We start from the raw sequence: 13,055 nt of genomic DNA on the forward strand, positions 1-13,055 counted from the left end.
CTATGTCAAATTAGTCGGTCTGCAGTGATTTAAAATATTAACCATTTCACCAAACAAAATGAATAGCAGTTTGAAATCAACCACCTGAATGGATCAAAATACCATTTTTAATTTTCAATTTCATCCTCTGTTGAAAAAGAAGGCGCCGGCAGCATATCACCATTAAACAGCGATGCTTTGGCTCCATTTCTATATCCATACCTTACATTTACAGGCTCACTCACCTGTGACGACTCAACAACCAACAGATTGTTTTTAATGGCAACAGTAGCCGGATAAAAAACACCATCAACACCCGAAACCTCAAACTGACCACAATTCTCCTCAGATAGGAACAAGCCATTTTCAGCATGGCTGAGTTCCAGTTCAATTTTTCCGTTCACAACGGAAAAATTAGCAGGTTCGGGTCCGGTTAACGGTATATTTTTTCCATAATTCTTAACTAAAGCCCATCGTGCCAACCGTTCACCTACATCCTTTTTATTACCTGGATGGATAGATTCCAAATCACCAATATCCAATGTTGAAATCATCCCGGTATGAGGAATAAATTGCATACGTCTCTGAGCTTCTCGCAAGTTGGCTGATGCGACGCCATCAACATCATTATAATGCCATGGAGCCAACTGCACATAATAGAAGGAAAGCTCATCATTTTTAAAATGATTTCTCCAATCAGTTATCAACATGGATTTTAAACGCATATACTGATTCGCCCTTCCTACGTTGGTTTCTCCCTGATACCAAATAACTCCTTTTAAACCATAGGGAACCAGCGGTGCAATCATGGCATTATATAAAACAGTGGGGGTATGAGAATTTAAAACCAAGGTTCTCTCCGGACGATTTGCTAATACATCTTTCGCAGGATCAAAAAGATACAGACTCAGACCCTGAATCTCCCCTACCAGTTTATAATTCCACTCCCCTGCCAGACTTATGGCCCTCTCAATCTCTCCTTCAGGGAAGAGTTTCAACTGCTCCTCTTTTCCGTAGATTCCGCCGCCGCCCTGTGTATCAATAACGCGCACAGCAATGAGAAAATCCCGATCGGTGACATATTCAGATGGAACATTATAAATGCGTTCAACCTGATACAGACCATCTTCTTCCATTCCTCCTACCCTGTTTCCATTAACCCAGGTAACATCCCGATCGTCAATTGGCCCCAGGCTTAGTACCAGATTTTTTCCTATCCACGATTCAGGAATCTCAATCTTCTTTCTAAACCAGATGACTCCGTCAAAATCTCCGATCTCCGTATCTTCAATCAAAGCAGGCAAATTTATGGCAGACCAATCACTCAAATCGGTATCAGGAGATGATCCATAATCATCATATAAATCAATACCTACTAATGGATCCAAATTGCCGGTCATCGCAATACTTTTCTCAGGGAAACCTTGCAACCACATGTTATACTCCTGTTCCTCCTCTTTTGCCTGCTGCAACATTTCCACACGTTCAGTAAAGTCTCTGTCAACGCGCAATGTTTTACCACTTATCCATGATTCAGCAGGCGTACCTCCCCAACTGCTGTGTATGATTCCTACCGGCACTCCTGTTTCGGCATGAACTTTTCGTGCAAAAAAGTAAGCCGTGGCACTGAACCCACCAGCCGTTTCGGGCGAGGAGACCATCCACTCACCTTCAACATCATTTAATATGGTTGAACTCACATTTCTTGCCACCGTAAACATTCTGATTCCTGGATAATCAGATGTGGCAATTGCCTCATCAGATCCATAGATTGGCTCCAGTGGAGGCCAGCCTCGCAAAGGCATCTCCATATTTGATTGTCCGGAAGCCAACCAAACCTCTCCCAACAACACGTTTTCAATACGTATTTTCGTTTCTCCGGCCTCAACATCAATAAAATAAGGACCTCCCGCTTCGACTGTAGGCAATTCAACCATCCATTTACCATCCTCTCCCGCCTTGGCCTTTGAGACAGCTCCCCATTGAGAGCTAACAGTAATTTCAGTTCCACTTTTTGCGTATCCCCAAATGGCAGCATCAATATTTTGCTGCAGCACCATGTTGTTAGAAAAAACAGACGGAAGTTTCAGTTCTGAATCGGTTTTGCAAGAATACATAACAAACAATGAAAAAATCAGGACAAAAGTCCGACGAAGTAATCTGAAATGATTCATTCGATTTTTTAATGATATTTTTCTCATGAGGTGTAGTTAATTAATAATGCAGGTTAAATACAAAAAATATGATTATCAATCATGAAATGCGGTCACAGTTTTTCAATTCTCATATTTAACCACTTTCGTGGTTAAATATTCGCAACATCACAAAGAATCAAAATCTATCCCAATTCATGTGTTTCATCAACCAGATAAAGCCATTCGTAAACTTTCGACAAGAATTAGTTGTTTTGTAGAAACAATATTTTGTAAATTTAAGCATCAATTCTAATAAAACAACCTAATTCCTTTATGATACGAAAAATTATAGTCATCATCCTGCTTCTTTCAGCAGGCTATATTCAATTAGACGGACAAAGCCGTACCATACGCCAGGCACGCAACCATATTGATGCGGAACGTTATCTCGACGCCATTGAACTGCTTCAGCCTCTTTTTAGAGGCGAAAGTGTACCAGACGAGGTATACCTGGTGGCAGGCATAGCCTATTTAAATGTCCCCGGAGGAGCCGAAACCGCCATGGAATTGCTTACAACTGCTAAACAGAATTCTCCATTCGAGCGCAGGTCTTCGCAGCAAGCCATTGAGTCAAGATTTTATCTCGGCCAGGCTTATCACTTGCTGTATCGGTTTGATGATGCTATAAAGATTTATGATTATTTGCTTGAAAACGTCCGTTCCTCACAAAGTGAAATCATTGATGCCATAAATAGGGAACGAAATTATAGTATAAACGCCATCGAGTTGATCAAAAATCCTGTAAATTTTGACATAACCACACTTGGTCGTGCCATCAACACACCTTTTGACGAACACAGTCCGGTGGTATCGCTTGATGAATCTTCTATTTTTTTCACTTCTAACCGTCCCCAACAGGATATGGAAGATCAGGATGGCAGATATTTTGAAGGAATTTACGTCTCCTATTGGAGAAATGGAGCCTGGACATCTGCTGAAAGACTCGAATTACCCGGCCTCTATTTTGGAAACAGAGCCACGGCAAGTTTAAGTGCCGACGGACAAACACTGATCTTTTTCCAAAACGACGGAATGATTGGAAATCTCTACCAAACCAGGTTTCGTTTTGGAGAGTGGGGAGAACCAGAACCATTCCCTTTACCCATAAACAGTCAGTTTAATGAGACACATGCCAGTTTATCCCCCGATGGAAACACCATCTATTTTGTAAGCGACCGCCCCGGAGGCTTTGGTGGAAAAGACATATACATATCACACCGTTTGCCTGATGGAAACTGGGGCGAACCAATTAATGCAGGACCAAACGTCAACACTCCCTATGATGAAGAGAGTCCCCATATTCATGCTGATGGCCAAACACTCTATTTCTCATCAGAAGGACATAATTCCATGGGAGGGTTTGATATTTTCCGAAGCACGTTAAATGAAAAAGGGGAATGGGGCAAAGCTGAAAACCTTGGGTATCCAATCAACACACCTGACGACGATCTGTTCTACATCCCAACTCCGGACGGACAGAGAGTCTATTACTCTTCACGTCAACCCGATGGAATGGGTGCTACCGATATTTACCTGATATCCTTTCCGGCTGACGATGAAAGATCCTTGGCAGTTTTGGCAAGCCACATCTTCACATCCGGAGACAAACCGGCAATAGATTGTATTGTTAGAATCTATGATGTGGAAACGAATATGATACAAGGTGTTTACAGGCCAAATTCGCTATCGGGAAAATTTGTTGCAGTGCTGCCGGCGGGCAGAAGATACAGACTGGAGATAGCACTTGAAGGATTTAAAACCCATATGAACGAAGTAAACATCCCGTTACGGGATGTTTACGGAACACGGAATCGCGCATTCTATGTTCAACCCATCACGTTGCAAAAATCATCTGAAGCATCCAAAGAATGATTAAAAACGAGGAGTTGATTTTACGAGCAATAGAACCCGAAGACATTGATATTCTCTATCAGTGGGAAAACAACATGGAAATATGGCAGGCAGGGAATACTCTTGTCCCTTTTAGTAAATATCAATTAAAAAAATACATTGAATCCAGTTCTTTGGATCTTTACCAGACCAAGCAGCTCAGATTGATGATTGATTTGGCTGAACAAAATAGATCAACCATTGGAATGATCGACCTCTTTGATTTCGACCCCTATCATAACCGGGCGGGGGTTGGGATTATGATTCATCAAGCGTACAGAGGAAAAGGTTATGCTTCAAATGGCTTGAAACTGTTTACTGATTATTGCTTTAATCATTTGGGAATACATCAGTTATACTGTAACATTGCCGTTACCAACCAACCCAGTATCGAACTTTTTACAAAAAACGGGTTTCAAAAAATCGGCATTAAAAAGGCGTGGATTAAAACCATGAAAGGCTGGGAAGACGAGGCGATGTTTCAGTTAATTAATGATAAAAAATAATCATACATTTTCAACTTCGGCAATTGGAGGCAAAGCATCAAGCACTTCAGCTTTACCGCTTTCCCGGTCGATTTTTATGCAGTAATGATTTAACCCATTGGTGATAACCAGATAAGAAACACCCAGGCGAATGTTATATCGTGCCGCTTGCGCCAATGTATCATTGGTTAATGGCACCGTAGGTGATTTGCATTCAACAATCATCACCGGAGTTCGCTTTTTGTTGTAAACAACAACGTCAGCACGTTGTTTTAACTCATTTACCACCACCAACTTTTCCACAGCCATTAACGAAGCGCTATACTCCAGGCTTAATAAATAGTGAACAAAATGTTGCCGCACCCACTCCTCAGGTGTCAAAACCACATATTTTTTGCGAATGATATCGAAAATCCGTTGACGATTACCATCGGCAGTAATTTTGGCCTCAATGGGTGGTAGATTTAATTTTTGCATGTTTCAAATTTCCTCAAAATTACAATAAAATCAGCAAAATCATTTATCTTAGTGTGCTCACAAAATGGGAATATTGAAAATGAGGTTTTGAAAAAAACGATAAAAAATGAGAACAAAAAAAGAGATTGTTGACAATTGGCTTCCACGTTACACCGGAAGACCTCTTGATCAGTTTACCGACTATATTTTGCTGACAAACTTCTCCAATTACGTGGAACGTTTTTCTAAATGGTACAACGTACCAATTATGGGAGAAGGACATAATATGCCAAATGCCAGTGCCAATGGCATTACCATCATAAATTTTGGTATGGGAAGTCCCAACGCTGCAACCATCATGGATCTGTTGAGCGCCATTGATCCCAAAGCAGTACTTTTTCTGGGAAAATGCGGTGGACTTAAAAATATAAACAAATTGGGAGATCTGATTCTACCCATCGCTGCCATACGCAGCGATGGAACATCTGATGATTACCTGCCGCCAGAAGTTCCGGCACTCCCTGCATTTAGTTTGCAAAGAGCCGTTTCATCAGCCATTCGCGATAAAGGACGCGACTACTTTACCGGCACAGTTTTTACCACCAACAAAAGAGTGTGGGAATACGATCAGCGATTTAAAAAATATCTCACCAAAACTCGTGCTTTAGCCATTGATATGGAAACTGCCACCATTTTCACAGTAGGATTTGCAAACTCCATCCCTTCCGGAGCCTTATTGCTGGTATCTGATCAGCCGATGATCTCAACAGGAATTAAAACCGCTGAAAGCGACCAAATGGTAACGCGCGATTTTGTAGACGACCACATAAAAATTGGAGTTGAGGCACTTCAGGAAATCATCAATAACGGGAGATCGGTAAAACATCTGAAGTTTGACAGTTAAAACGACAGACACCGCATATAACATCTTATGAAGTTTGAAGAAATCATCAACAAAGTAAAGAACGGGGATTTTGCTCCTGTATATCTTCTGCACGGAGAAGAGCCTTTCTTTATCGATAAAATATCAGAAACCATACAGAAACATGCATTAAAAGAGGAAGAAAAAGCTTTTAATGAGACCGTTGTTTACGGCAAAGACACCGATGTTGTAAACCTCATTCACACTGCCAGGCGGTTTCCCATGGGAGCACCCCGCCAGGTCATCATCGTGCGCGAAGCTCAAAATCTGGATAAAATTGACACGCTGGAAAGTTATGTCAAAGCGCCTTTAAACTCCACAGTACTGGTTCTTAATTACAAATACAAAAAGCTTGACGGCCGATCAAAACTCTCAGCAGCTTTAAAAAAGAGTAAGTCTTTAGTGGTTTTTGAATCGGTTAAATTGTACGACAACCAGATGGGGCAATGGGTGAACAGCTATCTGAAAGAAAGAGGATTAACCATTGAACCAAAAGCATCGGCGATGCTTATTGAGTTTTTGGGACTGGAACTGGAAAAGGTTGTTCTTGCTGTTGATAAACTCATTGTGGCCATGGGACCGGGAAATACCCACATCACTTCCGACCATGTGGCCAAAAACATTGGCATCAGTAAAGAGTACAATCCTTTTGAACTTCAGAAAGCAATAATAGCAAAAGATGTATCAAAAGCCAACCGGATTATTAAGGCCTTTGGAGCCAATCCAAAGGATTACCCGGTACCGGCCATTACCGCTATCCTTTTCAACTATTTTCAAAAGTTGCTGGCCTACCATTACCTGAAAGACAAAAACAGACAAGTGGTGGCTTCGGAGTTAAAGATTAATCCGTTTTTCGTAACCGATTACCAAAACGGAGCGAGAAATTACTCCGGTGTAAAAGTGGCACAAATCATATCCGTTTTAAGGGAGTATGACATGAAATCGAAAGGATTTGGAAACACCAGTACCTCGCATGAGGATTTGCTAAAAGAAATGATTTATAAAATTTTACATTAATGCTTTCAGTACATATTATTCTCATCATAGCCATTTGCGTTGTAAGTTTTCTGGCCTTTAACAGGCCGGAATTAATGTCGCGTTTTCAGTTTAATGCATGGAGCATTGTTCACCGAAAGCAATATTTGAGGTTGTTTTCACACGGGTTTTTGCATGGCGACTGGATTCACCTTTTCATAAATATGTTTGTCCTCTGGTCGTTTGGCACAGCGGTTTTATTCTACTTTGAACATTATCTGCCGGGAATGACTGTAATCCGGTTCTTGATTCTGTTTTTCTCTGCGCTGGCGTTTTCCAGTTTTTACTCGCTCATAAAACATAAGGACAATCCCCAATATAACGCTGTAGGGGCTTCGGGGGCTGTATCGGCGGTGGTTTTCGTCTCCATTTTTTTCGACCCTTACAATCCGGTTTATCTGTTTGGGTTCATCAGAATTCCGGGAATTATTTTTGGTGCATTGTACCTTTGGTATTCTGCGCACATGGCAAGAAAACAGGTTGACAACATAGGGCATGATGCTCATTTTTGGGGAGCCGTTTATGGTTTTATTTTCCCGCTGTTTTACGAACCAAAATTGTTTCTACATTTTATTGAACGACTGACCTCTTTTATGTAATCATATAAATGATAACAGAAAAAAAATATCTGGTTGTAAATGGCGTACTTCAACTTCAGGATGCGCCAATTTTTACATCGCAAAATCGAGCATTCCGTTATGGCGACGGACTTTTTGAAACCGTTCGGTTTCAAAAAGGGGAACCACTATTCTGGAGCAATCACTACAGCAGATTAATACAGGGAATGAGCGTGCTAAAATTCTCACTAAGAGGATTTCCATCATCTTCTGAACTGAAGTCATCCATCCAAAACCTGGTAGTAAAAAACAGGTTGTTTTACGACAGTCGCATACGAATTACAGTTTTCAGAAAAGATGGCGGGCTATACACGCCGCAAAACCTTACAGCATCGTGGATTATTGAGGCTGCAGACATGAAGCAAACCGGGTATCAATTCGCCGAGAAGGGGATTTTTATTGATCTGTACAGGGATTTTCCAAAACTTCCCTCCCCTGTTTCCGCTTTTAAAACCATTGGGTGCCATGTTTATATTCTGGCAGGCATTTACAACAAAGAGAATGGGACAGACGATTCTCTCATTATCAATGGAAATGGGAAAATCATTGAGTCCATCAGTTCCAATCTTTTTTGGGTGAAAAATGGGGTGCTTTTCACGCCTTTAATATCAACGGGTTGCATAGAAGGAATTTTCAGGAAACAAGTTCTGGATGCGGCAGAGACCAACAAAATAAAGTCCATTCAAACGACAGGAGCCACAGAGGATGAACTTCTGGATGCCGATGAACTGTTTCTCACCAATTCAATTAACGGAATAAGATGGGTTGCAGGATTCAGAGAGCGGCGTTACTATACAAGAACGGCTCTACTACTCTACAAAACCATTTCAGGGAATCTCAAATGATTAGTTAAAAGCGGGATTGGAAGGAAAATTAGACCAGGTGCGGTAAACATCACCCAGATTTTCCATGGTTTCTTTCCAGATATTGGACGTATCGGGCACCATAATCTGCTTGTCATCCAGGGTGGATACAATCCATGATTTCTCTGAAATCTCATGTTCAAGTTGTCCGGGAGACCATCCTGAATAGCCGGCAAAAAACCTCACCGACTCGTTTGTTGCCATACCCTTATTAATTAACTTTTTAATTTGTTCAAAATCGCCTCCCCAATATATGGAAGGGGTTATTTTTATGGAACCCGGTACAAGATCTCCTAAAGTGTGAAGATAATGCAGTGTATTTGAGGAAACAGGGCCTCCTATAAACAACTCACCACTGAAATTAAACAGATCGTCAATAACCTCATCGGGATATACATCTGTAGATTTATTGATAACAAATCCAACAGTCCCCTCCTCACTATGTTCGGTTATAAGAATAATTGAACGCGCAAAGTAAGGTCCTTGCAAAAAAGGCTCAGCAATCAGAATGCGACCTTTTTCGGGATGCAGTTTTGAATTGGTTGCCTGAAAAATATTTAAGTCTATATTCCTCATCTTTCTCCTTGCTTTTGTTATCCTTACTCTCAGTTTGAAACCCAAATATCTTCTCCTATTTGACCTTCAAGGAATCGGTTCATACATTTAAGATAGAAAAAATATATATCTATCAAAAATGTTTTAAATAATTTTAATAATTAGAGCTCCTTACATTTTAATATTCCAAAAGTTAAAGCAATAAAAACAGATGCGTAATTAAAAACCAACACTAGTAGAACTTATCAGTCATTAAAACACCAGACATGTTTGCATCTTATTACTTACAGTGATTCCCTGTATGTTAAAGATACGACACATCATAATTGTTTAACTATTTGATATATATTTTCAATTTACAAGAGATAAATAGAAATGGCAATAACAAATTGACATTTTAACAGAATTAATTAAGAATAAGAGAGATGGGGACAAACCATTGTTTGGATATGATCCGATCTTCCTCAATAGATTGTGTAAAATCAATGCTTAGACCCAACTTTTGGTAGTGATCCACTTAATCTCCAAACTTTTGGGATTGATTCAAAAAAAGCCTGATAGTTTTAACTATCAGGCTTAAATTGAGCGGGAAACGGGACTCAAACCCGCGACCCTTAGCTTGGAAGGCTAATGCTCTATCAACTGAGCTATTCCCGCATTGTTGGTGGGGGGAGGAGGATTCGAACCTCCGAAGTCGTAAGACAACAGAGTTACAGTCTGCCCCAGTTGGCCACTTTGGTATCCCCCCAAACAATCTTTTTAATTAAAACAAAACCATTGTTTTGTTCCTTTCTGAGCCAATGGAGGGATTCGAACCCCCGACCCGCTGATTACAAATCAGCTGCTCTGGCCAACTGAGCTACATTGGCAGGTGGGTAAGCTACCTGCATCGCACCGCTTCGACCGCCTACCCTTGCTGCCGTCAGGCCCTGGGGGAGTTCAGCAGGAGCTGGTCGTACAGGACTTACCCGGCGACAAAAGTAGAAAATATTACTATTATGGCAAGGACTTTGGCACTTTTTTTTTCGCTTTTTTTCATCTCTTCAACGGATGTTACGAGAAGTCAACAATTTATAGGAACAAAAAAACAATCAATGACTAAACGAAAATCTGAGAATTAGTTCGCAAAAGTTTTCTCACTGATTTTTGTTTCCACTTATTTATATCAAAACGGATTAGAAACCGAATGATTTCAGGGTTTAATAAATAAATTCCCCTGAAATCGCTTTTTAAAAAGTAACTTCAATGACATTAAATAATCGGCTTAAATGTGTATTTTAGCGAATACTTTATTTTAGATAGATTTAGGTATAAACAATACAAAAGAATAATAAGCTTACAAAACTCATGACAAACAACAAGCTACAAAAAACACAATTCGTCTTATCCAGTGGAGCCAAGCTTGGAGCCGCACAAACTGTATTGCTTATAATCACATATGTTAGCGGAGATTTGTTTTCCTCTCCATTATTAAATCTTAGCTGGATTATATACGGTGTACTGATTTATCTGTACTCTAAAAAATACCGTGATGAAATACTCAACGGGTTGATTAGTTACGGTAAGGGTCTTGGTTTTGGGGTGAAGATTTCAATGTATTCAGGCATAATTACAGGTTTCTTCTATTTTTTGATGTTACAGGTTTTTGATCCTGGTTTAAAAGATGTAATCATAGCTCAATCCGAGGAAACTTTGCTGGCAACAGGGTTTTCTGAATCCTATGTGGAATCGATGCGTGAAAATATTGAAAGGGGAGCAAATGCATGGACAATGTTTATATCATCCATAATAAACGGAATTGTTGCCGGTTTTTTGGTTTCTTTAATCACCTCCATTTTTATAAAACGTAAGGGCGATCCTTTTCAAGAAGCAATGCAAGATGTACAATAACGAAATAAAATTTTCAAAAGAACTTTCAATAGTTGTTCCGCTTTTTAATGAGGAGGAGTCATTGCCGGAGCTGGTTATATGGGTAGATCGTGTTTGTAAATCATTGGTAGATGCCTTCGAAATCATTTTGATTGATGATGGAAGCAGTGACCGATCATGGGCGGTCATACAGGAGTTGACAAAAGACTACAGTCATCTAAAGGGCATCTCTTTTCGCCGTAACTATGGAAAATCGGCCGCACTCAACTGCGGTTTCAGAGAAGCAGCCGGAGAAGTGGTAATTACCATGGATGCAGACCTACAGGACAATCCAGATGAAATACCCGAACTCTACAAATTAATAAAAGAGAATGATTTCCACCTGGTAAGCGGATGGAAGAAAAAGCGCTACGATCCATTGGGAAAAACCATCCCCAGCAAATTATTTAACTACACTGCGCGAATGGTATCCGGCATTAAACTGCATGATTTTAATTGCGGACTCAAAGCTTACCATGGCAATGTGATTAAAAACATCGAAGTTTATGGAGAGATGCATCGTTACATTCCTATACTCGCGAAAAGAGCAGGCTTTTCAAGAATTGAAGAGAAAGTAGTTTTACACAGGGAGAGAAAATATGGCGTTACCAAATTTGGAATTGAAAGGTTTATCAAGGGCTTTCTGGATTTATTGTCGTTAATGTTTATCTCAAAATTTGGCGACCGCCCCATGCACCTGTTCGGAAGTCTTGGAACAGTAACTTTTACGGTGGGATTTTTCTCTGCTCTTTGGCTTGGGATAAGAAAACTCTGGTTTGTTTATTTCAACGTGGAGGCGCCACGAGTAACTGACAGTCCTTACTTTTATATCAGCCTTACCTCCATGATTCTCGGAACACAACTGTTCATGACCGGGTTTATTGCTGAGCTTGTAAGCAGAATGCGACCAGACAGAAATGAATACCAAATTAAACAAAAAACATCGGATTAAAAGATGCAGTTTTATCAAAGCATAGCAAAGTGGTATGACCATATTTTTCCCGGTTCGCCGGCACAGGTTAAGTTTATTGAAAATGCCGTAAATGGGTTATCAGACAAACATATTGCTGAAATAGGATGCGCAACCGGTAATCTTTGTATTGGCATGGCTGCCAATGCTCAAAAGGTCATCGGAGTTGATCTGGACGAAGAATTGCTTAATGTAGCCAGAAAAAAGAGCTCATCATGCCCTAATATTGAATACATTCAGGGTAACATGCTGAAAACCGGTTCAATTGTAGAATCATTTTCGCTGGACGCCATCAGTTGTATTGGAAACACCCTTGTGCATCTTCAGAAACCCAAAGACATGCTCTCCTTTTTCAATCAGTGTATTCAGGTTTTGAAGCCGGGAGGGAATCTCATTCTTCAAATTATCAATTATGACTACATTCTTGATTTTGGCATTGAAAGCCTCCCGTTAATTGAAAACGATCATATTAAATTCGACCGCAGATACGAACTCCGGGAACAGGATGAACTGATTAATTTCAAAACCATATTGACAATAAAAGAGACCAAAAGCACCATCATTAATAGCATTCCGCTATATCCGCTTCGACAAGAATTGCTAAACAAGTTGCTTAACGAAGCTGGCTTTTTAACGGCAAAGTATTATGGGGGTTTCGACGGGAGTCCGCTCCGTCAGCAGTCGCTACATTTGGTTGCTCACGTTACCTGTTAAAATTCCGGCAATCTTTTGGTCAATGGCAAAGGTCAGATGATTTTTATCCAAATCTTTCAGAGGCATCCATCTCAATATTTGGGGTGATGCATTGTTGGCAACAAAAGGCTCGGAGCGAACCGGCAATTCCGGCAACCCGGGGATTTCCATTTTATAGTAGATGCTGATAAGCTGGGTGTTTTCAAAGAATTTTGCCGGTTGAAAATAATCTGTAGTATAAAAGTGTTCAAGAATATCGGCCTCAAGGCCGAATTCCTCATTGATTTCCCGCTGCAAACAGGCTTTGGTTCCCTCTCCAAATTTGAGTCCACCTCCCGGAAACTTGGTCATCCTGATGTCTTTAAAAATCTCATCAGACAACAGAACATTCCCATTTCGAATGCAGATGCCATAAACACGTATTGTAAAATTTTGCTTCACGAAAACAGAATTAAAAAGCCAATGCCGGGGATTTTGTTTGTAAACC

At 40.4% G+C, this 13,055-nt stretch carries 13 protein-coding genes, 3 tRNA genes and 1 other RNA gene; 9 read left to right on the forward strand and 8 right to left on the reverse strand.

Features of this window, described 5'->3' with window-relative positions; genetic code table 11:
* Nucleotides 1-107: 107 nt before the first annotated feature.
* Nucleotides 108-2,180 carry a sialate O-acetylesterase gene (locus tag EV194_RS12700; protein WP_243699411.1) on the reverse strand — a complete coding sequence of 691 codons (2,073 nt, stop codon included), beginning with the start codon at nt 2,178-2,180 and terminating at the stop codon, nt 108-110.
* A 267-nt stretch (nt 2,181-2,447) separates the two neighbouring features.
* Here EV194_RS12700 and EV194_RS12705 point away from each other — a divergent pair, with 267 nt between their 5' ends.
* Together EV194_RS12705 and EV194_RS12710 are read left to right on the forward strand one after the other, a co-directional pair.
* On the forward strand, nt 2,448-4,046 hold the full coding sequence (locus EV194_RS12705; protein WP_132434417.1) for a PD40 domain-containing protein: 1,599 nt from the start codon (nt 2,448-2,450) through the stop codon (nt 4,044-4,046).
* Nucleotides 4,043-4,570, forward strand: a complete 528-nt coding sequence (locus tag EV194_RS12710; protein ID WP_132434418.1) for a GNAT family N-acetyltransferase — start codon at nt 4,043-4,045, stop codon at nt 4,568-4,570. Before EV194_RS12705 ends, EV194_RS12710 begins: the two co-directional genes overlap by 4 nt.
* Here EV194_RS12710 and EV194_RS12715 read toward each other — a convergent pair whose 3' ends face one another.
* Entirely contained in the window at nt 4,571-5,026 is a 456-nt protein-coding gene (locus EV194_RS12715; protein WP_132434419.1) for a type I restriction enzyme HsdR N-terminal domain-containing protein, read from the reverse strand. It abuts the gene before it with no gap.
* Nucleotides 5,027-5,132: 106 nt separating this feature from the next.
* Here EV194_RS12715 and EV194_RS12720 point away from each other — a divergent pair, with 106 nt between their 5' ends.
* Genes EV194_RS12720 through EV194_RS12735 form a run of 4 tightly spaced genes read left to right on the forward strand, consistent with a single transcriptional unit; the run spans nt 5,133 to nt 8,424 of the window.
* Nucleotides 5,133-5,909: an AMP nucleosidase gene (locus EV194_RS12720; protein ID WP_132434420.1), complete on the forward strand. Its 777-nt coding sequence runs from the start codon at nt 5,133-5,135 to the stop codon at nt 5,907-5,909.
* Nucleotides 5,910-5,936: 27 nt separating this feature from the next.
* On the forward strand, nt 5,937-6,944 hold the full coding sequence (gene holA, locus EV194_RS12725; protein ID WP_132434421.1) for a DNA polymerase III subunit delta: 1,008 nt from the start codon (nt 5,937-5,939) through the stop codon (nt 6,942-6,944).
* Entirely contained in the window at nt 6,944-7,561 is a 618-nt protein-coding gene (locus EV194_RS12730; protein WP_132434422.1) for a rhomboid family intramembrane serine protease, read from the forward strand. Before holA ends, EV194_RS12730 begins: the two co-directional genes overlap by 1 nt.
* 8 nt (nt 7,562-7,569) lie before the next feature.
* Nucleotides 7,570-8,424 (forward strand): aminotransferase class IV, encoded by an 855-nt coding sequence (locus EV194_RS12735; RefSeq protein WP_132434423.1) that lies wholly within the window; start codon nt 7,570-7,572, stop codon nt 8,422-8,424.
* Here the strand turns inward: EV194_RS12735 and EV194_RS12740 are convergent, their stop codons facing one another.
* From EV194_RS12740 to ffs, 5 genes are all read right to left on the reverse strand, one after another.
* On the reverse strand, nt 8,425-9,018 hold the full coding sequence (locus EV194_RS12740; protein WP_132434424.1) for a YqgE/AlgH family protein: 594 nt from the start codon (nt 9,016-9,018) through the stop codon (nt 8,425-8,427).
* Between the two features lie 563 nt (nt 9,019-9,581).
* Nucleotides 9,582-9,654: transfer RNA gene (locus tag EV194_RS12745), tRNA-Gly, on the reverse strand.
* Nucleotides 9,655-9,659: 5 nt separating this feature from the next.
* A tRNA-Tyr gene (locus EV194_RS12750) sits at nt 9,660-9,745 on the reverse strand.
* Between the two features lie 47 nt (nt 9,746-9,792).
* Nucleotides 9,793-9,866 (reverse strand) — tRNA-Thr (locus EV194_RS12755).
* 7 nt (nt 9,867-9,873) lie between these two features.
* Nucleotides 9,874-9,967: signal recognition particle sRNA small type (ffs, locus tag EV194_RS12760), an RNA gene on the reverse strand.
* Between the two features lie 377 nt (nt 9,968-10,344).
* Between ffs and EV194_RS12765 the strand changes: the two genes are divergently transcribed.
* The 3 genes from EV194_RS12765 to EV194_RS12775 are packed head-to-tail and all read left to right on the forward strand — an operon-like array spanning nt 10,345 to nt 12,589.
* Nucleotides 10,345-10,887, forward strand: a complete 543-nt coding sequence (locus tag EV194_RS12765; protein WP_132434425.1) for a DUF4199 domain-containing protein — start codon at nt 10,345-10,347, stop codon at nt 10,885-10,887.
* Complete coding sequence (locus EV194_RS12770) at nt 10,877-11,857, forward strand: glycosyltransferase family 2 protein (RefSeq protein WP_132434426.1); 981 nt, start codon at nt 10,877-10,879, stop codon at nt 11,855-11,857. The genes EV194_RS12765 and EV194_RS12770 overlap by 11 nt, the downstream gene beginning before the upstream one ends.
* Nucleotides 11,858-11,860: 3 nt before the next feature.
* Nucleotides 11,861-12,589 (forward strand): class I SAM-dependent methyltransferase, encoded by a 729-nt coding sequence (locus EV194_RS12775; protein ID WP_132434427.1) that lies wholly within the window; start codon nt 11,861-11,863, stop codon nt 12,587-12,589.
* Here EV194_RS12775 and EV194_RS12780 read toward each other — a convergent pair.
* Complete coding sequence (locus EV194_RS12780) at nt 12,560-13,009, reverse strand: NUDIX domain-containing protein (protein ID WP_132434428.1); 450 nt, start codon at nt 13,007-13,009, stop codon at nt 12,560-12,562. The two genes, EV194_RS12775 and EV194_RS12780, sit on opposite strands and share 30 nt — an antisense overlap.
* Nucleotides 13,010-13,055 lie beyond the last annotated feature (46 nt).

Origin of the sequence: Natronoflexus pectinivorans, assembly GCF_004345615.1 — a bacterium.
Taxonomy (GTDB): domain Bacteria; phylum Bacteroidota; class Bacteroidia; order Bacteroidales; family Marinilabiliaceae; genus Natronoflexus; species Natronoflexus pectinivorans.

Excerpts from the sequence above, each read along its gene's own strand:
- EV194_RS12715 (WP_132434419.1), bottom strand. The coding sequence starts at position 5,026 with ATGCAAAAATTAAATCTACCACCCATTGAGGCCAAAATTACTGCCGAT.
- EV194_RS12735 (WP_132434423.1), top strand. The coding sequence starts at position 7,570 with ATGATAACAGAAAAAAAATATCTGGTTGTAAATGGCGTACTTCAACTT.
- EV194_RS12730 (WP_132434422.1), top strand. The coding sequence starts at position 6,944 with ATGCTTTCAGTACATATTATTCTCATCATAGCCATTTGCGTTGTAAGT.
- EV194_RS12700 (WP_243699411.1), bottom strand. The coding sequence starts at position 2,180 with ATGAGAAAAATATCATTAAAAAATCGAATGAATCATTTCAGATTACTT.
- EV194_RS12720 (WP_132434420.1), top strand. The coding sequence starts at position 5,133 with ATGAGAACAAAAAAAGAGATTGTTGACAATTGGCTTCCACGTTACACC.
- EV194_RS12705 (WP_132434417.1), top strand. The coding sequence starts at position 2,448 with ATGATACGAAAAATTATAGTCATCATCCTGCTTCTTTCAGCAGGCTAT.
- EV194_RS12770 (WP_132434426.1), top strand. The coding sequence starts at position 10,877 with ATGTACAATAACGAAATAAAATTTTCAAAAGAACTTTCAATAGTTGTT.
- EV194_RS12710 (WP_132434418.1), top strand. The coding sequence starts at position 4,043 with ATGATTAAAAACGAGGAGTTGATTTTACGAGCAATAGAACCCGAAGAC.
- EV194_RS12765 (WP_132434425.1), top strand. The coding sequence starts at position 10,345 with ATGACAAACAACAAGCTACAAAAAACACAATTCGTCTTATCCAGTGGA.
- holA (WP_132434421.1), top strand. The coding sequence starts at position 5,937 with ATGAAGTTTGAAGAAATCATCAACAAAGTAAAGAACGGGGATTTTGCT.
- EV194_RS12775 (WP_132434427.1), top strand. The coding sequence starts at position 11,861 with ATGCAGTTTTATCAAAGCATAGCAAAGTGGTATGACCATATTTTTCCC.
- EV194_RS12740 (WP_132434424.1), bottom strand. The coding sequence starts at position 9,018 with ATGAGGAATATAGACTTAAATATTTTTCAGGCAACCAATTCAAAACTG.